The 22,866-nt window shown below is 67.4% G+C and carries 21 protein-coding genes; 11 read left to right on the top strand and 10 right to left on the bottom strand.

All coding sequences use genetic code 11. The features are described 5' to 3' along the window. Positions 1-73: 73 nt before the first annotated feature. Together FQU96_RS23375 and FQU96_RS23370 are read right to left on the bottom strand one after the other, a co-directional pair. Positions 74-1,162: a helix-turn-helix domain-containing protein gene (locus FQU96_RS23375; protein ID WP_146543763.1), complete on the bottom strand. Its 1,089-nt coding sequence runs from the start codon at positions 1,160-1,162 to the stop codon at positions 74-76. Between the two features lie 136 nt (positions 1,163-1,298). After that, positions 1,299-1,781 (bottom strand): Lrp/AsnC family transcriptional regulator, encoded by a 483-nt coding sequence (locus tag FQU96_RS23370; protein ID WP_146543762.1) that lies wholly within the window; start codon positions 1,779-1,781, stop codon positions 1,299-1,301. Between the two features lie 122 nt (positions 1,782-1,903). Here FQU96_RS23370 and FQU96_RS23365 point away from each other — a divergent pair, with 122 nt between their 5' ends. Together FQU96_RS23365 and FQU96_RS23360 are read left to right on the top strand one after the other, a co-directional pair. After that, the gene (locus tag FQU96_RS23365; protein ID WP_146543761.1) at positions 1,904-4,297 is read left to right on the top strand and encodes a transketolase; all 2,394 of its coding nucleotides are present in this window, start codon (positions 1,904-1,906) and stop codon (positions 4,295-4,297) included. A 64-nt stretch (positions 4,298-4,361) separates the two neighbouring features. After that, a complete protein-coding gene (locus FQU96_RS23360) occupies positions 4,362-4,589 on the top strand; it encodes a hypothetical protein (RefSeq protein WP_146543760.1) in 228 nt (75 codons plus the stop codon). A 21-nt stretch (positions 4,590-4,610) separates the two neighbouring features. Here the strand turns inward: FQU96_RS23360 and FQU96_RS23355 are convergent, their stop codons facing one another. The 3 genes from FQU96_RS23355 to FQU96_RS23345 form a co-directional block, all read right to left on the bottom strand. Then, positions 4,611-5,387: an ABC transporter permease gene (locus tag FQU96_RS23355; protein WP_146543759.1), complete on the bottom strand. Its 777-nt coding sequence runs from the start codon at positions 5,385-5,387 to the stop codon at positions 4,611-4,613. 166 nt (positions 5,388-5,553) lie between these two features. Further along, positions 5,554-6,357: an ABC transporter ATP-binding protein gene (locus FQU96_RS23350; protein ID WP_146543758.1), complete on the bottom strand. Its 804-nt coding sequence runs from the start codon at positions 6,355-6,357 to the stop codon at positions 5,554-5,556. 95 nt (positions 6,358-6,452) lie between these two features. After that, positions 6,453-7,469, bottom strand: a complete 1,017-nt coding sequence (locus FQU96_RS23345) for an ABC transporter substrate-binding protein (protein WP_146543757.1) — start codon at positions 7,467-7,469, stop codon at positions 6,453-6,455. A gap of 152 nt (positions 7,470-7,621) precedes the next feature. Here FQU96_RS23345 and uraD point away from each other — a divergent pair, with 152 nt between their 5' ends. Further along, on the top strand, positions 7,622-8,170 hold the full coding sequence (gene uraD / locus FQU96_RS23340; protein WP_146543756.1) for a 2-oxo-4-hydroxy-4-carboxy-5-ureidoimidazoline decarboxylase: 549 nt from the start codon (positions 7,622-7,624) through the stop codon (positions 8,168-8,170). A gap of 60 nt (positions 8,171-8,230) precedes the next feature. On the opposite strand, the gene FQU96_RS23335 is transcribed toward uraD, so the two are convergent. Beyond that, positions 8,231-10,048: a glucan ABC transporter ATP-binding protein/ permease gene (locus FQU96_RS23335; RefSeq protein WP_146543755.1), complete on the bottom strand. Its 1,818-nt coding sequence runs from the start codon at positions 10,046-10,048 to the stop codon at positions 8,231-8,233. 670 nt (positions 10,049-10,718) lie between these two features. Between FQU96_RS23335 and FQU96_RS23330 the strand changes: the two genes are divergently transcribed. Continuing rightward, the gene (locus FQU96_RS23330; RefSeq protein ID WP_146543754.1) at positions 10,719-11,531 is read left to right on the top strand and encodes a helix-turn-helix domain-containing protein; all 813 of its coding nucleotides are present in this window, start codon (positions 10,719-10,721) and stop codon (positions 11,529-11,531) included. Positions 11,532-11,639: 108 nt separating this feature from the next. Next, on the top strand, positions 11,640-12,074 hold the full coding sequence (locus tag FQU96_RS23325) for a VOC family protein (protein ID WP_146543753.1): 435 nt from the start codon (positions 11,640-11,642) through the stop codon (positions 12,072-12,074). Positions 12,075-12,232: 158 nt separating this feature from the next. On the opposite strand, the gene FQU96_RS23320 is transcribed toward FQU96_RS23325, so the two are convergent. Further along, the gene (locus FQU96_RS23320) at positions 12,233-12,991 is read right to left on the bottom strand and encodes a hypothetical protein (RefSeq protein WP_146543752.1); all 759 of its coding nucleotides are present in this window, start codon (positions 12,989-12,991) and stop codon (positions 12,233-12,235) included. 51 nt (positions 12,992-13,042) lie between these two features. Continuing rightward, on the bottom strand, positions 13,043-14,212 hold the full coding sequence (locus FQU96_RS23315; RefSeq protein WP_146543751.1) for a M20 aminoacylase family protein: 1,170 nt from the start codon (positions 14,210-14,212) through the stop codon (positions 13,043-13,045). A 135-nt stretch (positions 14,213-14,347) separates the two neighbouring features. Between FQU96_RS23315 and FQU96_RS23310 the strand changes: the two genes are divergently transcribed. The 4 genes from FQU96_RS23310 to FQU96_RS23295 all read left to right on the top strand — a co-directional run bounded on the left by FQU96_RS23310 (position 14,348) and on the right by FQU96_RS23295 (position 17,845). Beyond that, complete coding sequence (locus FQU96_RS23310; RefSeq protein ID WP_146543750.1) at positions 14,348-15,352, top strand: hypothetical protein; 1,005 nt, start codon at positions 14,348-14,350, stop codon at positions 15,350-15,352. A gap of 121 nt (positions 15,353-15,473) precedes the next feature. Further along, complete coding sequence (locus tag FQU96_RS23305) at positions 15,474-16,433, top strand: threonine dehydratase (RefSeq protein WP_218574842.1); 960 nt, start codon at positions 15,474-15,476, stop codon at positions 16,431-16,433. A gap of 271 nt (positions 16,434-16,704) precedes the next feature. Next, positions 16,705-17,223 (top strand): MarR family transcriptional regulator, encoded by a 519-nt coding sequence (locus FQU96_RS23300; RefSeq protein WP_178130670.1) that lies wholly within the window; start codon positions 16,705-16,707, stop codon positions 17,221-17,223. A gap of 10 nt (positions 17,224-17,233) precedes the next feature. Beyond that, a complete protein-coding gene (locus tag FQU96_RS23295; RefSeq protein WP_146543747.1) occupies positions 17,234-17,845 on the top strand; it encodes a gamma carbonic anhydrase family protein in 612 nt (203 codons plus the stop codon). 41 nt (positions 17,846-17,886) lie between these two features. On the opposite strand, the gene FQU96_RS23290 is transcribed toward FQU96_RS23295, so the two are convergent. Beyond that, a complete protein-coding gene (locus tag FQU96_RS23290; RefSeq protein ID WP_146543746.1) occupies positions 17,887-18,384 on the bottom strand; it encodes an Lrp/AsnC family transcriptional regulator in 498 nt (165 codons plus the stop codon). Between the two features lie 138 nt (positions 18,385-18,522). Between FQU96_RS23290 and phhA the strand changes: the two genes are divergently transcribed. Then, on the top strand, positions 18,523-19,383 hold the full coding sequence (gene phhA / locus FQU96_RS23285; RefSeq protein ID WP_146543745.1) for a phenylalanine 4-monooxygenase: 861 nt from the start codon (positions 18,523-18,525) through the stop codon (positions 19,381-19,383). Positions 19,384-19,560: 177 nt separating this feature from the next. Continuing rightward, positions 19,561-22,701, top strand: coding sequence for a peptidoglycan-binding protein (locus FQU96_RS23280; protein ID WP_146543744.1), 3,141 nt, complete (start codon positions 19,561-19,563; stop codon positions 22,699-22,701). Here the strand turns inward: FQU96_RS23280 and FQU96_RS42255 are convergent, their stop codons facing one another. Then, positions 22,702-22,851 (bottom strand): hypothetical protein, encoded by a 150-nt coding sequence (locus tag FQU96_RS42255; RefSeq protein WP_178130669.1) that lies wholly within the window; start codon positions 22,849-22,851, stop codon positions 22,702-22,704. Positions 22,852-22,866 lie beyond the last annotated feature (15 nt).

Below are 22,866 nucleotides of genomic sequence, written 5' to 3'. Positions count from 1 at the left end.
AGGCGCCCCGGGGCGCCGCGGTCTTGGACAGGAGTGAAGCGTACTGGTCCGCAGTGAACAGGCAGACGACAGCCTAACGCTCGGCGTCCGCTTGTTCGAGGCCACGCAAGCGTGCGCGCACCGCCGACGGCGTGTCGCCGAAGCGCTGGCGGAAACTGCGATTGAAATACGACAGGTCGGCGAAGCCGGCTTCGCCGGCGACATCGGCGATGCGCAGATGGCCGTGGCGATGATCGCGCAGCAGCCACAGGGCCTTCTCCAGGCGCCGCGCCAGCACATGCTGCGAGAACGTCAGCCCGGTCTCCTCCAGCAGCAGGTGGACATAACGCGGCGTGACACCCAGGCGCGCCGCCACCGATGCGGCGTTCAAGCCCGGATCACCGCTGCGCGCATCGATGGCACGCAGCAGGGCCTCGAGCCGGGCGGCACGCAGTCCGGGGGACTCGGCGCCCTGGCGCACGGCACTGTCGGCGCCCAGTGCCATGGCGATCAGGTCGATCATGTGCCCGCCCATGACCGCGCGGTCACGGCTCGACGCATCGGCCTGGTACAGCGCATCCAGGTATTGCGACAGCAGGCGCAGCGCCAGGCCGTTGCGGTTCAGCACGGCGCCGCCGAAGCGATAGCCGGGTGGCAGCAGGCTGGTCAGGCTGGCGCGCGACGTGCGGATGGCCCAGTAGCGGGTGGTCGTTTCCATCTGCAGCCCGCCGATTTCGGCGCTGTCGCAGATGATGCCCTCGCCCGGTCCGATCCGGGCCGGATCGGCACCCTGGGTCGACTGCATGCTGCCTTCCAGGCACAGGACGGCAAACAGGTCGTCGCTGCCGTCGCGCATCAACGCCGGCGTGCGCACGTAGCTCGCCTGCGACGTGGCAACCCGCGTGATATCGACCTGCCCGGCATTGCTGGCGGCGATCACGGCATCGAACGGCAGTTCCTTGCGTTTGATGGCATCGAGCGCCACCTGGCGGCGCATGATCTCTTCACAGAAAGCGGGAAACCGGTCGCGCGGCGCCAGTGCCTCGGTGCTGAAGAGCTGCCATCCCGGCGGGGATATCGCGGCCAAACCGTCGGTGTTCATGGCACGCCGGCCGGCATCGAGCAGGTGATTCGATCCATGCGAGGCCCGCCTGCCGACATCCCACACCTCATTCTCAGCCACCAACAAATGAGCGAATAATCACTATAACATCGTCAGTTTGGCGTCACGTTTAATCTTCTGATCGCACCCATAAAAAATTCTTTGAGGCCGAAGGAAATTCCGCTGGCGAGCGGTGTCGGGCGGCGTTTTCCGCGGCTCAGCCCAGGTGGCCCATGGGCAACGCCGTACCCTGCTTCACCGGCCGCAGCGCGAAGGACGAGCGGATCTGGCCGACGCCGGCGATGCGGGTGAAATCCATCACGAAACGCTCATACGCCTCGAGGTCAGGCACCACGACACGCAGCAGGTAGTCGCTGTCGCCCGTCATCAGGTAGCACTCCATGACTTCGGGCCGCTGCTGCACGGCCTTCTCGAAGCGCTGCAGCGCGCTCTGCACCTGGGTCGTCAGCGACACGCTCATGAACACGCTGACCGGCAACCCCACCGCCTTGGCATCGACCAGCGCGACGTAGCCCTTGATGATCCCGGTCTCCTCCAGCGCCTTGACCCGCCGCCAGCATGGCGAGGCCGACAGGCCCACCTTCTCCGCCAGGTCGGTGTTGCTCAGCCGGCCGTCGCGCTGCAAGCTTTCCAGGATATGGCGGTCGATGCCGTCCAGTGCAGAAACAGGGTTGGCCATTGCTCGATCCATCGCTGTGGAAGAAGAATCTTCCAATTTGAAATATTGTTCGGGTCGAAACGCAAGGACTTACCCTGCCGTCTGCGCGTAGGTTCCGGTCTTCGGCCGCCCGGAGAAGCGCCATGCCTGATACGTCCCCTGCCCTGCTCGCCGCGACGGCGCCGGCCACCGAGTCGGAGCGCGCGCGCCGGCTGCGGCTGTTGCGGGCGCTGGAGCGCAAGGTGCTGTGGCTGTCGGCGTGGACCATCCATCACGCCAACCACATCCGGCCCAACCGTGACGGGCTGAAGGTCGGCGGCCACCAGGCGAGCTGCGCCTCGCTCGCCACCATCATGACGGCGCTGTATTTCGCCGTGTTGCGGCCGCAAGACCGCGTGGCGGTGAAGCCGCACGCCTCGCCGGTGTTCCACGCCATCCAGTATCTGTTCGGCCAGCAGACGCGCGAGCGGCTCGAGCGCTTCCGGGCGCTGGGTGGCGCGCAGTCCTATCCGTCGCGCACCAAGGATGCCGACGACGTCGATTTCTCGACCGGCTCGGTGGGGCTGGGCGTGGCGATGACCTTGTTCTCGTCACTGGTGCAGGACTACGTGCGGCTCAAGAAGCTGGCGCCGGAGCGCCCGGTGGGCCGCATGGTGGCGCTGGTCGGTGACGCCGAGCTCGACGAGGGCAATATCTTCGAGGCGCTGCTGGAGGGCTGGAAGCACGACGTGCGGAACCTGTGGTGGGTGATCGACTACAACCGCCAGAGTCTGGATTCCGTCGTCAACGACCGCCTGTTCGGCCGCGTCGCCGAGATGTTCGAGCTGGTCGGCTGGCGCGTGGTGACGCTGAAATACGGCAAGACCCTGGAAGCCGCCTTTGCCCAGCCGGACGGTGAGCACCTGCGGCAATGGATCGACGACTGCCCCAACTCGCTCTATTCGGCGCTGGTCTACAAGGGCGGTGCCGCCTGGCGCGAGGCGCTGACGCGCGATCTCAATCAATACCCCGGCGTGCGGCGCATCCTGGAGACACACGACGATACGCGCCTGCATGCGCTGATGACCAACCTGGCCGGGCTTGACCTGCAGGCTGTCCTCGATGCCTTCGAGCAGGTGAGCGACGACCGGCCGACCTGCTTCATCGCCTACACCATCAAGGGCCGTGACCTGCCGTTCGCCGGCCACAAGGACAACCACGCCGGCCTGATGAATGTCGAGCAGATGGCGCAATGGCAGCAGCAGATGGGCGTGCCTGGAGGCGCCGAGTGGGATCGCTTCGCCGGTCTTGCCGTCGATCCGCACGACCTGCAGGCCTTCATCGACGCAGCCCCCTTCCATGCCCAGGGGACCCGGCGGCTCACGGCCCCCGCGGTGCCGGTGCCGGCAGCCTTTCCGATGCCCAAGGACCGCCGCACCAGCACGCAGGCCGGCTTCGGCCGCATCCTCGACGAGATCGCCGCGTCAGGCGGTCCGCTGGCCGAGCGCATCGTCACGACGTCGCCCGACGTCACCGTATCGACCAACCTCGGCGGCTGGGTGAACCGCAAGGGGCTGTTCGCCCACACCAAGGCCGAGGACGTGTTCCGCGAGCTGAAGGTGGTGTCGGCGCAGCGCTGGAGCCTGGATCCGTCGGGCCAGCACATCGAGCTCGGCATCGCCGAGAACAACCTCTTCATCCAGCTCGGCGCGCTCGGCCTCGCGCATGAGCTGTTCGGCGCCCGCCTGCTGCCGATCGGCACGCTCTACGATCCCTTCATCGCCCGCGGGCTCGATGCGCTGAACTATGCCTGCTACCAGGACGCCCGCTTCATCGTCGTGGCGACGCCGTCGGGCATTACCCTGGCGCCCGAAGGCGGCGCCCATCAGTCGGTATCGGCGCCGTTGATCGGCATCGGTCAGCCCGGCCTGTTGAGCTACGAGCCGGCCTATGTCGATGAGGTGTCGGCGATCCTGCGCTTCGGCCTGGAGCACCTGCAGCAGCCCGACGGCAGTTCGCTCTACCTGCGGCTCTCGACCCGGCCCATCGACCAGCCGGCGCGCGAACTCACACCCGAACTGGCGCAAGCCATCATCGACGGCGGCTACTGGCTACGCGAACCGGCGCCGGGCGCCGAAATCGCCATCGTCGCCATGGGTGCCGTCACGCCCGAGGCGCTCGCTGCCTGGGACAGCGTCAACCGCGACTTCGCCGGCGCCGGCCTGCTGGTGATCACCTCGGCCGACCGCCTGCACCGCGACTGGATCAAGAGCCGTCGCAACCGCCGCGCCGCCACCAGCCGTACGGCGGCGGACGGGCTCAGCCCGGTCGAGCGCCTGCTGGCGCCGCTGGGGCGCAACGCGCGGCTCATCACCGTGCTCGACGGCCACCCGCTGGCCCTGTCCTGGCTGGGCGGCGTCGGGCCGCATCGCACCGTGCCGCTGGGCATCGAGGGCTTCGGCCAGTCGGGCGACATCCCCGACCTGTACCGCGCCCTGCGCCTGGATTCGGCCGCCATCATCGACGCCGTCGCCCAGGCGGTCGCCGAGAGCTGGTAGCCGCTGGCGACTTGACAGCGACCCGGCTTCCCAGCGCACTATCGGCGCGAAGGGAGACTGCGGCATGGCGAAAGGTTGGACAGTCGAGGTCATCACCAAGGGGCGCCCCGGCACCTTGCCGGTCCGCTCGCTCTACGCCATCGCCATCGACAACGCCGACAAGGCACTGCGCGAGGTGAAGAAGCGCGCCAATGTCGGCGATCACCAGGAAGCCGTGCTGGGCGACTGGCTGTCGGACGAAAACGTCGCCGAACACGGCCTGCGCATCGACGAGATGAAGCAGCTCAAATAGCGCTCCGGGAGGTTCCCCGGATCACGTCACCAGCTCACCGCGGAACGCCCAGCGGGTCATGCGCTTTTCGACCAGGGCGCAGACGGCGTACATGATCACGCCCATCACGGCGATGGCGAACAGGCCGGCGAAGGTGGTGGGCGCATCGTTGCGCGCGCCGGCCGACAGCATCAGGAAGCCGATGCCGCGGTTGCCGCCCACGGTCTCGGAGATCACCGAGCCGATGAAGGCCAAGGTGATCGCCACCTTGAGGCTTGCGAACAGGTAGGGCATGGCACGCGGGATGCCGACCTTGGTCAGGATCTCGGTGCGCGTGGCGCCCAGGCTGCGCAGCACGTCGCGCATCTCGGGCTCGATGGTGGCCAGCCCGGTGGCGACGTTCACCACGATGGGAAAGAAGCTGATGACGAACGCGGTCACCACCGCCGGCGTGGCGCCGACGCCGACCCAGATCATCAGGATCGGCACCAGCGCCACCTTGGGGATGGCGTTGAAGGCGATCAGCAGCGGATAGAGCCCGGCATAGACGAAAGGCGAAGCGCCGATCGCCAGTCCCATCACCAGCCCGCCGGCGATCGCCAGCAGGAAGCCGACGACCGTCGTCCACAGCGTGTCGCCGCAGAACGCCAGCAGGATGTCCCAGCGCTGCACCATCACCGCAAAGATGCGGCTGGGGCGCGGCAGGATGATCTCGGCGACGTCGAAGACGACGACCGCCACCTCCCACACGATCAGCAGCACCGCCATCGCCAGCCACGGCATGGCGAGGCGCAGGATGCGCTCGGTGCCGGGGGTCATGGGTGGTTCCGATAGAGCATGCGGCCCCCCACCCTTCGAGACGCGCCCTGTGGGCGCTCCTCAGGGCGAGGTGTATTTGTAGATGCAGCACGCAACCTCATGCTGAGGAGGCTCGCGCAGCGAGCCGTCTCGAAGCATGCGCTGCGAGTCTCCCTCTGCGATCCCATCACGCGTGCTCCTGGTGAATGCGCTCGCGCAACTCGTGCACGATGTCCACGAAGTGCGGTTCGAACGTCGTCTCCAGCGTCCGCGGACGGGGGATGTCGATGGGCTTCACCATCACCATGCGGCCCGGCCGGCGGCTCATCACATAGACCGTGTCGGCGAGATAGACCGCCTCGCGCAGGTCGTGCGTCACCAGCACGGCGGTGAAGCGGCGCTCCAGCCACAGCTGCTGCATGATGCCCCACAGCTCCTCGCGGGTGAACGCATCGAGCGCGCCGAACGGCTCGTCCAGCATCATGATCTCGGGCTCGTGGATCAGCGCCCGACACAGGTTCGAGCGCTGCTGCATGCCGCCCGAGAGCTGCCAGGGGTACTTGTCGCCGAATCCGCCCAGGCCCACCGACGCCAGCAGGCGGTCGGCCTTGGCGGCGTATTCAGCCCGCTTGCGCCGGAACTGGCGCTTGTGGGGCTCGACGATCTCCAGCGGCAGCAGGATGTTGTCGCGCGTGGTGCGCCAGGGCATCAGGGTGGCGTTCTGGAACGCCATGCCGACACCCTTGATCGGCCGCACCACCTTCTCGCCGCGGACATGGACCTCGCCCGAGGTCGGCGGCAGCAAGCCGGTCACCAGCTTCATCAAGGTCGACTTGCCGCAGCCGGACGGGCCGACCACGGCGATGAACTCGCCCTTGGCGATGCTGAGCGTGGCGTCGGCCAGCGCCAGCGTCTCCTCCTTGCCCACGCGATAGGCAAGCGACACCTGGCGCAGATCGACCAGAGCGGGTGCGTTGGTAGCGGAACTCATGGGGCGTACCGAAGACTGTCATCCCGAGCGCAGCGAGGGATCTTTGTGCGACACAAGATCAAGATCCCTCGCTTTGCTCGGGATGACAGCGGTTCTTACTTCGTCACCATGCGGTCGGCCTGTGGCGGCAGGAACTTGTTGGTGAAGACCTTGGCCGGGTCCGGCGCCGACGGCAGGCCGAAGGCCTCGGCGACGTCCACCACCGCGCGGGCGAAGCGCGCCGGATCGACGTCGCCCATGCCGTTGGTCTTGACGAACGGCGTCAGCACGTTGGTGTCGAGCGACAGCGCCAGCCGGCGGGCCTCCAGCGCGTCATCGATCAGCGGGTCGCGCTTCTTGGCGGCGGCGATGCCGATCTTGGGATCGGCGATGACCTCCTTCCAGGCCTTGATCGTGGCCTTGAGGAAGCCGGTGACAGCCTTGGGATTGTTCATCATCTCGGGCGAGACGATGATGCCGTTGCCGTAGACGTCCATGCCGAAGTCGACATAGCGCATCACCACCAGGTCCTCGAGCTTGACGCCGCGCGCCTCCAGATCGAGCACCGACGAGAAATAGTGGCCGGAAACGAAGTCGACCGTGCCCTGCACCAGGCTCTGCTCGCGCAGCTGCGGGGTGAGGTTGACATGGTCGATCTTGCCGATGCCGTTCTTCTTGGCGAAGGCCGGGAACAGGCGGAACGAGGCGTCGAACACCGGTGCGCCCAGCTTCTTGCCGGTCAGGTCCTTAGGCCCCTTGATGCCGCTCTTCTTCAGCGCGTAGACGCCGAAGGGCGGGAAATCGTAGCCCATGAAAACGCAGAGGATTTCCTTGCCGGGATTCTTGGCGTTGTACTCGATCAGCGAATTCACATCGGCGAAGCCGATCTGGTAGGCGCCGGTGGCGACGCGCTGTACCGCACCGGCCGAGCCCTGGCCGGGGTCCATGGTGACGTCGAGCCCCTCGGCCTTGTAGTAGCCCTTCTCCAGGGCCACCAGGAACGGCGAGGTCGGGCCCTGAAACACCCAGTCCAGCGTAAACTTGACGGAGGTCTGGGCCTGCGCCGGCAATGCCAGCCCGGCGGCCAGCAGGGCGCCCAAGGCGGCGCGCCGCGTGGTCGAAGTGATGCTCATCGTCGACGTTCTCCCGCGAAAGTCCCCAGCTCCGGCGCTTGCCCCGTTGTGCGTTCTGATCCGGCGCCGTTGCGGCCAACCTAGCCGCCTCGCGACGGTCATGCAAACATGCTGCCAATGTCTGCCGCGAAGAACTGTCCACAAGGCTCCCCATGACGACGACGGCGCTCGACGCACTGGACCACGCCGCCTTCATGGCCCGGCTCGGACCGGTCTTCGAACATTCACCCTGGGTGGCGGAACGTGCCTGGGCGGCGCGACCGTTCGACGGCGTCGACGGGCTGCACCAGGCCATGATGCGGGTCGTACAGGCGGCATCCACCGACGAACAGCTGGCGCTGCTGCGGGCGCACCCCGACCTCGCCGGCAAGGCCGCGCGCGCTGGCACCCTGACGGCGGACTCGTCCCAGGAGCAGGCCGGTGTCGGCCTCGACCGGTTGAGCGAAGCCGAGTACGTCCGTTTCGACCGACTGAATACCGCCTATCGCGACACGTTCGGGTTTCCCTTCATCGTCGCGGTCAAGCGCCACACCAAGGACTCGATCCTGGCAGCCTATGAAACGCGGCTGCGCAACGACCGCAACACGGAGATCAAAACCGCGCTGGTCGAAGTCGGCCTGATCACCCGCTTCCGGCTGGAGGCGCTGCTTGGGGGCCCCGGGAACGCGGGTGTCTCGCCCGCATCTGCGGCGAAAGCCTAGCTTTCGCCTGTTCGCGTTAGCGCCGAGACATGAGCGGGCCGGAGGCCCGCGCTCCCAGGGCTACGCTGGCTGCGGCAGATCTCCCGCGGCCGGATCATCGAGGAAGCGGCGGATCTCGGTGCCCTGCAGCAGGCCGGCCTGCTGGGTATTCACCAACGCGGCGAAGGCACCGCCCTGCGCCAGCAACGCATCGTAGCTGCCGATCTCGACCGCGCGGCCGCGCTCGAACACGACGACAAGGTCGGCATCACGGATGGTCGACAGGCGATGGGCGATGACGAATGTCGTGCGCCCCGCCATCAGGGTCTTCAGCGCGCGTTGGATCCTGGCCTCGGTGACGGCGTCGAGCGCACTGGTGGCCTCGTCCAGGATCAGGATCGGCGGATTCTTCAGCAATGCCCGCGCGATGCTGAGCCGCTGGCGCTCGCCGCCCGACAATGTGATGCCGCGTTCGCCGACATGGGTGTTGTAGCCGTCGCTCTGGCGCTCGATGAAGTCGTGCGCCTCGGCCATCTTTGCCGCCTCGACCAGGTCGGCGTCGGTGGCGTCCTGCTTGCCCACGCGCAGGTTGTCGGCGATCGAGCGGTAGAACAGCGTGTTGTCCTGGAAGACCACGCCGATGTTGCGCCGCAGGCTGGCCAAGGTCGCATCGCGGATATCGACGCCATCGATCCGGATGGCGCCGGACTGCGGATCCCACATGCGGTGCAGCAGGGCCATCGACGTGCTCTTGCCGGCGCCGGTCGGGCCGACCAGCGCGACCGTCGTGCCGGGCGCGACCTTCAGGCTGAAATCCTGCAGCGCCGGGCGACGACCATCATAAGAGAAGCTGACATTGTCGAATTCGACCGCGCCCGACACGCGCCCCAGTTCCTGGGCGCCCAGCTTTTCGCGGATCGTCGATTCGGTTTCCAGAACGTTGAAGAAGTCTGCCAGCGCCGGCATCTCGAAGAAGGCGCGGGCGACGAAGCTCGACGCCTGTTCCATGCGCCCGATCAGCAGGGTGGCGAAGCCCATGAAGCTGACGATCTCGCCCACCGATGCCTGGCCGTTGAGATAGAGCCATGTGCCCAGCATGAAGATCGCCAGCACCGTCACGGTCGCGGCGGCGCGCGTGATGACGCTCAACACCGCCCACCAGTTCAGCACCGGGAACTGGACCGACAACAGGCTGCGGATCGTCTCGTGCAGCATGCGTGTCTCGTGCGAGAGGCGCACGAAGCTCTGGATCAGATGCACGTTGCCCAGGGCGTCGCCGGCCTGTCCGGCGAGCTGGGAATGGTATTCCTCCGCCTCGCGTTGCATGCGGTCCGTGCGCGAGACGATCCATGCGTTGGCAACGGCGAAGAACACGATGAGCGCGATCAGCAGCGATCCCAGCCGCCAGTTCATGAACAGCGACAGCGGCAGCATCACGAACAACGCGACGGTCGTCGCCAGGTGTTCGCGAAAAAAATTGAGCCACAGACCGAACAGATGATCGATGCCCTGCAGCATGATCTTCAGCAGGCGGCCCGAATGCTGCGCGTTGTGAAACGCAAACGGCAGCGACAGCACATGCTCGAAATAGCGCGCCATCGCCGTCAGTCGGTTGCGATGGGCCATGCGGTCGGCATAGAGCGACACAACGGCGTTGGCGATGATGCCGCCGATGCCGATGAGGATCCACAGGCCGAGGATGCGCATGGCATCGGCCCAGACATCGGCCGCCGGCCGGCCGGCGGCACCGCTCAGCGTGTCGATGACCCAGCCGAAAAGCACCGGCTCGAGAAACTGCAACGCAGCGACAGCGATGTTGGCCACCGCCAGCCCGATCGCCAGCCACCGCTCGGGCGCCAGCTGCCGCAGGACGCGGGCGTAGATCGACAGAAAGCTCATGCGCGGCTCATCATGAATGATCGTGCTAGCACACAGGGCGGTGTTGCACCATGGGTCATGGTTCCGCCGCCGTGTCGTTGCAGCGTGCTGATCCTTTCCTGCCGTCGAAGTGCCGCTTGAAACCTGCGCTGTCGCTCCGCCGTTGCGCCCATCGCTCTGCTGTCCGGTGCGGTCAGGGCTTCCCGGGCCGGCAGGGAACACACCGAACCCTTGCCCATGCGCTTCGAACAGGGGCACTGGCGCTTCCTGGTCGAGACGGATGCCGGAGGCAATGTTCAGCCCGTGAATTTGATGCCGGCCTGCGCGCCCTCTCGGCAGGTGCTGCCCCTTCTCCGGAAAGCCTCACGCCAACCGGATCTGGAGGTCATCTCGGGTGGTCCCAACACGAACGCCAGTGTTTGTTCGTGAACGGGCGATGAGCAGCACGAAGGTCCCTATCGCCTCAGCTGCATCTGTGCCGTCGAGACCGCGGACGGCAAACCGCAAGCCCCCTTCACCTATCAAGATCATGATGGTGCGAATTTCATCATCGACGACTATGTTGCATTCACCCGATAAACGCCGGGCGATTTGAACCCGGCGCCGTCCGAACGTCTCCTGTCGGGACAGACAGCGCCCGGCGAACCGAACCGACTTGACGAGCCGCCATCGCCATCAGAAGTGTGACGTCATGATTGTCAGTCGCCGCCCGCGCGCCGCCTTGAGCCCCTTCGTAGAACTGCTCTGGGCCTCGGACCCTGCCGTGCCGACGACCGGCCAGCCGCGCCGTGAGATGGTGCTGCCGACCGGTGCCGTCCATATCGCGATCCGGCTCGGCGATCAGCCGCTACGTCTCTTTGCACATGCCCGGGATACCGTGGGCTACACGGTCGGCTGCGCCAGTCTGAGTGGGGCTCGGGCTTGCGCCTACATCAAGGATCTGTCGAACCCCGCCCCGACCGTGGGGATCCTGCTTCGGCCGGGCGCCGCACAATTCGTGGCCGGCGTTCCCGCCCACGAACTTGCCGGCGTCCACACGCCGCTCGATGCCGTCTGGGGTTCTGCCGCTTGCTCCTTGCGCGACCGTCTCGGTGAAGCCGGATCCGCCGACGCGCGCCTGGACATCATGGAAGCGGCACTCGCGGCGCGGGTACGGCGGATCCGCGGCATTCATCCCGCGATTGCCGACGCCCTTGTAGCCCTGGGCAATGCCAGCGACGTCGGCAGCATCGTCGCGCGGACGGGCCACAGCCATCGCCATTTCATCAAGCTTTTCAGCGAAGCGGTTGGATTGACGCCCAAGCTCTACGGCCGCGTCGTCCGTTTCGGACGCGTCCTTGAGAGATTCTCGCACGCACCGGCCTCATCGTGGGCCGATGTCGCCGCTGCCGCGGGGTATGCCGATCAGCCGCACCTCAACCGCGACTTCCGGGAGTTCACGGGGATGTCCCCCGATCGCTATCGGCGTCTCGCTGCCGGCTCCGCGCACCACGTACCGCTGTGAGCTTGCCCTGCCGGGACCGGTCAAATCCTTTCAAGACGCGCATGCCGCCGCGGCGGACACTGCCGGCTGGATCCGCGACAGTCAGACGGATCGTTGAAAGGAAGAGCCATGGCCATCCACGAGCTGTACCCGTATCTGCGCGCCAAGAGCGCCGAGGAAGCGATCGCCTTCTACATCAAGGCCTTTGGCGCGGTAGAGAAGTTCCGCCTGGTCGAAACGGGCGGCCGCATCGGCCACGCTGAGCTGGCCTTCGGCGATGCCGTTGTCATGATATCGGACGAGTTTCCCGAATACGATTGCGTCGCGCCCAAGCCCGGCGCGACGGTCCCCATCCTGCTTCACATCCACGTCGACGATGCCGACGCGGTCATCCAGGCGGCGGTCGACGCCGGCGGTCGCATCGTTCGCCCGGCGCAGGATCACTTCCACGGCGAGCGATCCGGCCTCGTGCGCGATCCCTTCGGCTACGACTGGCTCATCGGCCACACCCTGGAACAGGTCGAGCCGGACGAGATGCAGCGGCGCTACACCAAACAGGATTGACCGTGACATCGCTGGTCACTGATACGGCTGTCATCGCGACCCAACGTGCGAGCGATAGCCGGTATTGGCGCGCAACCACGGGCAGGAACCGCTCGGCCGAACGTGCGAAGACGCCGGAACCGAGAAGCCGCGGTCTCACGCAAACGCGCACCAGTATCCTATGGGACCAGGAGTATGTCCTCGGCGACGGCGCCATCGAGAACGAGGTCGTCCATGGCCCAGAGCAGCCAAAGATGCGTGACCGTGAGACGGAGGATGGAGCGACTCCACCACCGCTCGAGCATTTCAGCCAGCGCCGACGCTTCACCTGCATTGAGATTGTCGGTGAGGTTATAGAGGCCGACGACGTACAGGTCCGTCTCCCGCCGGCCCAGAACACGCTGGATCTGGCGCAGCACGTTTTGTCCGTTCCGGCGCTCAGGGTACACGCGCAAATACAAGCGGCCGACGTTGACGTTGCCTGAAAACAGGCCCCGCAGTTCGACGTGAACGGGGCCGAGGCTGGTCAATTCCGTTCGCTGGGCCGACGTGATCGGCGGCGGAGCGTCCTGACCGACGGCGAGCGATCCACAGACGGTCGCGTGCAGCCGGTCCCGACGCTGCGGCATCAGCTGCCACGCGATCTTGGGTGCAAAGGGCGCAACGCGAAGATCCGCCTCGAGTTCCCTGAACGCCGGAGATGCCGACAGGGCGTGCCAGGGAACCGGCAAAACCAGCGAAAACACCTTGGGATGGCGGCCCCGATCATAATAGGCGCCATCGCGCACGGATATGACGTCCGGATGCCCTGGTGCGATCAACGGAAGGTGGGCGAGGCGGTAGGCCTCGTCGAGTGCAAGCCCCCGACCGGCCGCAAACGGCGTTCGACTACGGTCATAGCCAAGCTCATCGTCGCCGCAGAACTGGGCCTGTTCCATCGATCGCCCCGCCAGTCGCGAGCGTTCTCATCCACGCCCGGTTTGAGGGCGTTACTGCGGCGCCAGGAACCGCTCGGCCAGGCGCGCGAAGAAGCTGGAGCCGAAGGGAATTGCCATGTCGTTGAAGTCATAGCGCGGGTTGTGGAGGATGCAGCCGCCCTCGCCCGGCCCGTTGCCCAGCCACACCATGGCGCCGGGCCGGGCATTGAGCATGTACGAGAAATCCTCCGCACCCATGGCCGGGCGGATGTTGCGCTGCACGTTGCCCTCGCCGCACACCTCGGCGGCAACGTCGGCGGCAAAGGCCGCTTCGTCGGCGTGATTGATCGTCGGCGGATAGCCGTGGCGGTAATCGATGCCGATCTCGATGCCGTGCATGGCGGCGGCGCCGGCACAGATCTCGCGCATGCGCCGCTCGACCATGTCGCGGTTGGCCGGTGTCGTGGTGCGCACGGTGCCGCCCAGGTGCACTTCAGGCGAGATGACGTTGTAGGCCGAGCCGCCCTTGATGAAGCCAACCGTCACGACGGCCGAGTCGACCGGATCGATGTTGCGGCTGACAATGCCCTGCAGCGCCATCACCACCTGCGAGGCGATCACGATCGGATCGATGCCCAGATGCGGGTAGGCGGCATGGGCGCCGCGTGCATTGATGCGAATGTCGAACCGGTCGGCCGCCGCCAGCAGCGGTCCCGGACGCGTCGCGATCTGGCCGATGCCGATGCCGGGCTTGTTGTGGATGGCGAACACGGCATCGCACGGGAACTTCTCGAACAGGCCCTCCTCGACCATCACCCGGCCGCCGCCACCGCCTTCCTCGGCGGGCTGGAAGATGAAGTGCACGGCGCCTTCGAAATTGCGCGTCTCGGCAAGATACTTGGCGGCACCCAGCAGCATCGTGGTGTGCCCGTCGTGCCCACACGCGTGCATGCGGCCTTCGTTGGTCGAACGATGCGCGAAGTCGTTGGCCTCCTGCATCGGTAGCGCATCCATGTCGGCGCGCAGTCCGATGGACCGGGTCGAGTTGCCGCGCCGCAGCGTGCCCACCACGCCGGTCTTGGCCAGCCCGCGGTGCACCTCGCACCCCCACTCGGCGAGCTTGGCGGCGACGATATCCGACGTCCGCTGCTCCTCGAAACAAAGCTCGGGGTGAGCGTGAATGTCGCGGCGGATGCGCGACAATTCTTCCTGCAGTTCAAGGATACGGCCGATCACGGGCATGCCATCATCTCCACCACACCAATGCCTTCATCCTACGGGATAGGGCGCCGGGCACGCTACCGTGCAGGCATTCGATGGGGAGATCCAGCCATTACATGGCGGACGGTCTGGCGCTGGCTTCTGCCGTGCCTTGCAGTGGTGATTCTGGCGGTCGGCGGCTGGCTATGGTCGCAGCAGCGCGCCGTCATTGCCGACGAGGCGACATGCCCGGCGCGCGACAGCAGCCCAGCCGCAGTGCGATGCACAAGCGCCCTGAAGCTGGCAGGCGACCTCCAGCCCTATGCGTACTCCAACATCGGGCTTGCCGCCGACGGCACGCTGATTCTCGTCCATATGCCATCGTTCGAAGCGCCCAAGGTCCTGGTCGGTCTCGCGACGGCCGACTTCCAGGTGAAATGGCGCCTGCCGCTGTCGGGCTCGAATGAGCTCAACGCTCCGCTCGTCGCCATTGCGCCGACGGCGGACCGGGTTGCCGTGTGGAGCCTGGACGATGCGATCCGCGTCCTCTCCGTGCCGAAGGGCACGATGCTGGCGGAAATCCCCAGCCGGCAGTACGACCCGGGCTTCGACGTGGTTTTTTCCGCAGCCGGCGATTCGATCACCTTCGGATCCCTGAACGGGCGCGTACAGGCCGACATGGCAGCGCCACACGGATTATCGGTGGTGGCACCGCCGCAGGCCCGATGCTTCGCTGCCGTCGGTCACGGTCGGAACCTGATCGCCAGCCGCGACCTCAAAACGCTTCTGCGGGCACCCTCCTCCTTGCCGACAACGGCGATGGTCGACGATCAGGAGCAGGACGGCCTGACCCGCGCCTGTGGTTTTACGCGAACCATCGTTCTGCCCCATCCGCTGCCGTCCTATCAGGCCGCGCGGCAGCTCAGTTGGAACGTCAGGTTCATGTCGGTGTCTCCCGATGGCCGTCGCGTTGCCGTCGTCTATGACCTGCTGAGCAAGATGAGCATTATCGAGATCTTCGACCTCGACGGGGCCGGGGAGAACCCGAAGCCACGAGCTCACGTCGAACTCAACGGCGAGGTCGGGACGCGGCTTGCCTGGTCGCCCGACAGCAAGCGCATGGCCGTGGTCCGCACCATCGAAGCGCGAGACAGCGACGTGCGCCTGTACGATGTGCCGTAACGTGCCCTGCCCCTGGCGGTCTCGGGAGGGGACGACCGTGGCGATGATTGTACAAGGTTGCGGTTGATTGTCCCCGGCGGTGGCGGGTAAGTCCGGTACCGGAGGTCATGCCATGGTCGCTCTGCCGTCCCTCGCCGAACTCGATGCCGCCGCGCGGATCGTCTACGCCGCCATGCCGCCGACGCCGCAATATGCCTGGCCGCTGCTGGCGCGCCGGACCGGCTGCGAGATCTGGGTCAAGCATGAGAATCATACGCCGATCGGTGCCTTCAAGGTCCGCGGCGGGCTGGTCTACATGGATCGCCTGAAGCGCGAGCGCCCGCAGGTCAAGGGTGTGGTCAGCGCCACGCGCGGCAATCACGGCCAAAGCATCGCCTTCGCCGCCGCGCGTGCCGGTGTCCATGCCACGATCGTGGTGCCACACGGCAACTCGGTCGAGAAGAATGCCGCGATGCGCGCCTTCGGCGCCGAGTTGCTGGAGCATGGCCACGACTTCGACTCGGCCAAGGAGGCCGCCGCGCGCCTCGCCGCCGACCGTGGCCTGGAGATGGTGCCGTCGTTCACCATGGACCTCGTGCACGGCGTGGCGAGCTACGGACTGGAACTCATGCGTGCGGCATCCGACCTCGACACGGTCTACGTGCCGATCGGGTTGGGCTCGGGTATCTGCGGCGTGATCGCCGCCTGTCGCGCACTCAACCTCCGCACCAAGGTGGTGGGCGTCGTCTCCACTGGCGCGCCGGCCTATGCGCTGTCCGTCGCCGCCGGCAAGGTGGTGGCCACGAACAGCGCCGACACCTTCGCCGACGGCGTAGCCGTGCGCGGTCCCGATGGGCAGGCGCTGGAGATCATCCGCAGCCACGCCGATCGCATCGTCCAGGTCGACGATGCCGAGATCAAGGCGGCCATGCGCATCTACTACGAGGACACGCATCAGCTGGTCGAGGGCGCCGGCGCCTGCCCCTTGGCAGCGCTGCTCAAGGAACGCGACGCCATGCGCGGCCGCAAGGTCGGCCTGATCCTGTCGGGCGGCAACATCGATCGCCCCCTCTACGCCAAGATCCTGACGGCGGACGGCTAGCCGCGGCAGTACGGCCACACGCTGGGGGCGCGCCACTCTGTGGCGCGTCATGGCTTGCACTACCGGCATGGCGATGCTGATCGCGTCATCTCGGCGAATAGCCATGAGCATGACGCGCCACAGAGTGGCGCGCCCCCAGCGTGTGTTGCTCTGGCTTGAGCCAACACCCGCGGGCGCGAGCGCCCTGCCGCGCGGGACAAGGATGAACGTGAGGGGAGAACGCGAATCCGGCAACCTTGCGTCCTGCTCGGCGTTTATGTATGTATGCAGCATGCATATATATACCGCCAACCTGCTGGCCGCGCTGGCGGTTGCGATCACCGACGAACTGCACGTGCCGGACCTGTCGCCGAGCGCCGTGGCGGCGCTGCTGACCGTGGCGCAGTGGGAACCCATGGGTGCCCAGGAACTGGCGTCCGTGGTCGGCCTGTCGCAGTCGGCCGCCGTTCGGCTGGTCGACGACCTGGCCGCGGCAGGCCTCGTGCGGCGGCTCGACAAGAAGGGCCGCGCCGTGCCGTTGGCGCTCACCCCCTCCGGCCGGCGCCGCGCCAAGGCTCTGCAGGCACACAGGCTGGCGGTGATCGGGCGGGCACTGAAGTCGCTAAAGACCGACGAACGTGTTGGATTGGAAGCGGCGTTGCCGTCCCTGCTCGCGGCACTGACACCAGGGCGCGCCGCGGCGCGGCGCATCTGCCGCTTCTGCGATCACGGACTATGCCGCGGGCGGCAATGCCCAGTAGGCACGGCCGCGACCGCCATCGACGGCCCGTTCGTGCGCCCCACCTTGTGAAGGAGATCCCATGATCATCGAGCACCAGGGCAAGCGCCCGCGCATCGGGCGCGACGTCTACATCGCCCCCAACGCCACCATCTGCGGCGACGTCGACATCGGCGACGGCACGGCGGTCCTGTTCGGTGCCGTACTGACGGCCGACGGCGGCACGTTGCGGTTGGGCACCCATTGCGTCGTCATGGAGAACGCCGTGGTGCGCGCCACGGCGCGTCATTCGCTTACCGTCGGCAACAACGTGCTGATAGGGCCGCAAGCCTATGCCGTCGGCTGTACGGTCGATGACGACGTGTTTCTCGCCGCCGGCACGCGCGTCTTCAACGGCGCGCGCATCGGTGCCCGCTCGACGGTGCGCATCAACGGTATCGTGCATCTGCGCACGGTTCTGCCGCCCGACTCCGTCGTGCCCATCGGCTGGGTCGCCGTCGGCGATCCGCCCACCATCCGATCATCGCACGAGCACGATGCGATCTGGGCGGTGCAGCAGACCCTCGATTTTCCCGGCTATGTCTTCGGCGTCAGCCGCCCGCCGCCCGGCCATTCCATGATGCCCGACGTGATGCCCCGCTACACGCGCGCCTTGCGCCGCCACGCGAGGGATGTCGAGATGACGAACACATGAGCTCATCCCTCCTCCCCGCCTGCGCGGAGATGATGGCAACGCTACCGTCGGCGCACCTCGGGTTGCACCGGTGGCGGCAGCGGCGCGTAGGCCAGGTCGGATTTGATCGTCTGCATGATGAAGCTGGAGCGGCTGCCCTTGACGCCCGGCATGCGCAGCAGCGCGCGCAGGGCGAAGGCGCTGTAGGCGTCGAGGTCGGCGACATGCACCAGCATCAGGAAATCCATCTCGCCCGTCACGGCGAAGCAGGCGACCACCTCCGGCCGCTGGCGGATCGCCGTTTCGAATGCCTCGACGCCGGCCTCCGAGTGGTCCTCCAGCGTGACCTCGACCAGCGCCTGCACGCCGCGCCCCAGCCGCTTGGTGTCGACCAGGGCGGCGTAGCGCGCGATCACCCCGTCGGACTCGAGGCGTTTGACGCGACGCAGGCAGGGTGTTGCCGACAATCCCACCCGGTCCGCCAGTTCGACGATCGGCAGCCGGCCATCCCGCTGCAGTTCGGTGAGGATGCGATGGTCGATGGCATCCAGATCTGTCATAGCGATATTCTCTCCATAAGTCGCATACTATAGCATATTTCACTTCATTTTGCCACCAACAGACCTGTCTTTGCAGGGATCCGCTCCGCTCTCCTAGCGTATTTATATGGCAACAACATTTGGACTGCGGACGCCACCATGAGCGAGTCACCTGCCCTTCCGACCGACGGCCTGCGCGGCGATTACACCCGCATGGCCGCCGACTGGACCGTGGCCCAGGACCCGGCCACCTATGACGCCGAGCAGCAGGACATCTGGCGCACGCTACTGCGCCGGCAGTCGGGCCTGGCCCAACAGCACGGGTGTCCGGAATTTCTCGCCGGCCTGGCGCAGCTCGACATCGACGCGCGCATTCCCGATTTCGCGCGGGTGAGCGAAACCCTGCAGCGCCGCACCGGCTGGCGCGTGGTGGGCGTACCGGGACTCATTCCCGATGACGCCTTCTACAGCCACCTGGCCAACCGGCGATTTCCGGTGACCGTCTGGATCCGGCGCCGCGACGAACTCGACTACCTGGTCGAGCCCGACCTGTTCCACGACTTCTTCGGCCATGTGCCGTTGCTGGCGGATCCGGTGTTTGCCGACTACATGCAGGCCTACGGCCAGCGCGGCGTCGAGGCCGGTCCGGCGAACGTGCATCGCCTGGCGCGGCTCTACTGGTACACGGTCGAATTCGGCCTGATCCGCAGCGCCGGCGGCCTCAAGGTCTTTGGTGCCGGCATCATCTCGTCGGCCACGGAAACACAATATGCGATCGGCTCATCGGTGCCGGCGCGCATCCCCTTCGATGCCCGGCGCGTGATGCGCACGGCCTACGAGATCGACAAGCTGCAGCGCACCTACTTCGTCCTCGACGATTTCCGCCAGCTCTTCGCGGCGACCCAGGTCGACTTCCCCTCGCTCTACGCAGCGCTGGAACAGCAGCCGGAAATCGCCACCGGAACCGTGTTGCCACACGAACGCCCCATCGTCGCCACGACGCTGCCGCAAGCGGCCTGATCGGCGCGACAAGTCCACAGACTGCCGTCGACGCGGACACAGAAAGACCCCGAGTACCGCATCGGCGGCTGGGCTATTCGTCATCGTTGCGCGGCTGTGCTCGGTGGCGCGATCCAGGCCATTTCGCCTCTTCGACAGGTCTGCCGAGCGCGGCATTTGGCCGTGAGAGGCAAAGGCATGGTGCTCAGGTCCAGCGATCGGGAAAAACCGCTTCCGGGCGCACGGATCAATCTCGGCCCGGCTGCCACCGCGACAGCGAGCGACAGTCCGGGCGAGACCAAGGTCGGGCGTCGCGGTCGCATCCTGCACCTCGGCCCGCCCGATCCGACGCCGATCCCGCCGCCACGGCGGCCTGATCCGCGCACCACGCTTGCCAAGCAGCGCGAGCGCAAGGCGCCACCGCCGCCGTCACGCACACAGGCGCCACCACCACCGCCGCCACGCACACAGGCGCCGCCGCCGCCCAAGCAACAGCCCAAGGCGCCGGCACCGCCAGCGGCGCCGAAGGAGCGCCTGCCCTTCGACCTCGCCGCGTTCACCGCACAGGTCAGACAGATCGAACTGCAGCGCACCCACCTGCGCCGCGAGATCGAGGAGCACGAGCGCCAGATCCGCGAGGCCGAGCGCAGCCTGGAGCGCCGCGACTGGCCGGTCATCGGACTCCTCACGCGCCGCTCGCAGGAGACCCTCGAAGAACGGCTGAGCGCGCTGGTCGACAACCTGGACGGCCTCTACAGCCAGCTTCTGGATACGGTCGTCGATGCCGACTTCGAGACCGGCAGCCGTGCCCAGGGGCTGTTCGCCGAGCTCGCCAGACGCTTCGACGGGCTGCAGCCGGTGAGTACCGCCGACCGCACGCGCGCAGCACCGCCGCGCGATGGCGACCGGCTTCAGAACCGCCTGGCGCAGCCCGCGCTCGATCTGATGACAAGCCCGACGCGACCGCTGCGCCTGCAGCATGGTCACGACAAGGAACTGTTCATCTTCCCGTGGTTCGTCGCTGTTGTCGGGCGCGTCGGCGGCTGCGGCGTGCACGACGTCCGCGACCTCTTCATCTCCGCGCGCGTCGCACCGCCCAACGGCGAGTTGGTGGTCACCCTGCCGACGGGCTTCGACCAGGCCTATCGGTTCAAGAACGCTGCCGCGTGCCAGGCCTTCGTCGACGCGTTCGATGCCTACCTCGACACCCTGCCGCCACCGACCATTGTGGCTGCGCCGTCACCGCCACCCACGCCACAACCGGTGCCTGCCCCAGCGTCGGGCCCCCGCGTGTCCGCGGTTGCCGACAAGCCGCCGGCATCGGATCCCGTTCGCCCGGCGCCGCCCGAGTTGAAGCTGGCGTCGGTCTCGCCGATGGTGCCGCCGTCCGGCGGACGCCCCGTGCGCGCCGACGTCCGGCTGGTGCCGCTCCCCCGCGGACTGTCGGTCACCACCGAGGACCCCTTCACCGCACCCGAGCCCTCTGCTGCCAGACCTGTCGACCAGCCCGCGTCGCCGGCGCAGGCCGCGCCGGACGCCATCGAGCGCGTGGTTGCCCCGCCGGTCCCGGCGCCAGAACCGCAGCAGCCCCACCCCACCGCACTGGCGCCAACGGCCGCCGACGCCGCGCCGCCGCCGGATGCCGGCCCACCGGTTCCACAGGATGCACCGCGCTCGACGGTGGACGCGGTGCCGGTTACACCCTCGATCACGGCGCCGCCGATCACGGCACCCGTCGAGCCAGCCGTAGCGCCTTCAGAGCAGACCACACCAGTCTTGGACGCGGAACAAGCCCTGGAAGAGCCGCGGCCGCAACCTGATGCTACTGCAGAAACGGCCCTGACGCCGGTCGCACCGATTGCACCGGCAGCTGAAGCCAGTCCACCGATACCACTGGACGCATCGCAACTGACCCCCGACACGGGTCCACCGGTTGCCGAGCACGCCATACCGCCGGAGGGATTGGCCGAGGCGCCATCTGCACGCGCCCCGGACCACGATCCAATCTGGGACCAGGACGCCGGACGGACCGTGCCGGACGAACCGACAGCGGCACCCGTGACCGGGCAAGACGACGTGATGCCGGCGCCGATTCTGATCGATCCGTCGCCGGCCGCCCTCGCGCCCGTCGATGGCGCTGTCGGCCCGGCGCCGGAAGACGCACCGAAGCCGGTGCACGATCCGGCACCGGCCCCCGCGACACCCTCGCCGCCAGCGGTCCGTTCGGACGCCGCTGCATCACCGGTCATGCCGATGGTGGCGCCCACCCAGCTCGGCAACACGCCGCGCGCACCGGTGATGCCACCGCAAGCGCCGGCGTCCGCGGCGCCGACAGCACACCGGCGTGAACCGATCGTCGATGACGATGCCGCGCATTGGTCCGAGCCGCTGTCGCAACTGCATATTCCCGTTTGGCCGCCGATCGAACAGCCGCCGGCAACGCGTCGCCTGTCGCCCGACGACGAGGCTGCGCAGCACTGGTCGGAACCGGTCTCGCTGATCCAGGTTCCGGCGTGGCCGCCGATCGGCGCTGCCGGCGCGACGCCGTCAGCGGCGTCCCGTGCGTCTGTGAAGCTGTCGGCCGCCGCGCGCTCCACGCTCGACGCGCTCGTCACCGGCGGTCGGGCTGGCCTGCACACGTCCACGCGCACGGTCGGCGCGCTGGCCGCCGGCACCCGCACCGGCCTGCACACGTCGGCACGGCTCGGCGCGGCGGGGCTGGCGGCGGTCACCACGTATATCGGCGACGTGCGCACGTCGGTCGCGACCCGGCGCCATCAACGCCATGCCGCGCCGGCCGAAACCGTATCGGTGCGCGTGCGGCCGTCCCTCTTGTCGGTACCGCCCTCGGTCGCGAGCGTGCTGAGCGGACGGGCATGGCGCTGGGCTGCCGCGCTGACGGTGATCGCCATGGCCATCGCGGCGACATCACCCTGGCTGTGGCGCCAGTACAGCGATCAGTGGCTGGCGTCGACGCCGTCCGTCGCGCCCGCGCTGCCGACGACGGCCACGGCACCGGTCTCCGCGCCGACGCCGCCACCCGCCGCACCATCGGCGGCGGTGCAACCCAAGGCCGAGATACCGGCCCCGCCGCGGCCGGCACCGCGCGATGCGCGGCCGTTGTCGGGCAACGAGATCGTCCAGTTGCAGGGTCGCCTGCGCGCGCTGGGATTCAATCCCGGCCCCGCCGATGGGGTCATCGGTCCACGCACCGTCACGGCAGCGCGGGAGTTCCAGGCCGCGCACGGCCTTGCCGTTACCGGCGCCATCGACTCCGCGCTGTTCGACGATGTCTCGGTGGCGCAGGCCAAGACCATGAAACCGCCCGCCACGCAGTAGTCACTTCACGTTGTGCCGGATCCAGCGCAGCAGGAAGGAATTGGCGACCAGCACGATCACGCCGGGGATGGCGCCGTAGAGGTAGTAGACCGTAATGGCCGAGGCCAGCATCGTCAGTCCGACGATGACGATGAAGGCGTTCTTGCTCATCGTGCCACGACGGCG

The organism is Reyranella sp. CPCC 100927 (assembly GCF_007859315.1).
Classification (GTDB): domain Bacteria; phylum Pseudomonadota; class Alphaproteobacteria; order Reyranellales; family Reyranellaceae; genus Vineibacter.
Note: the sequence above shows the minus strand (reverse complement) of the source record. Positions and strands in the feature narration are given on the sequence as shown.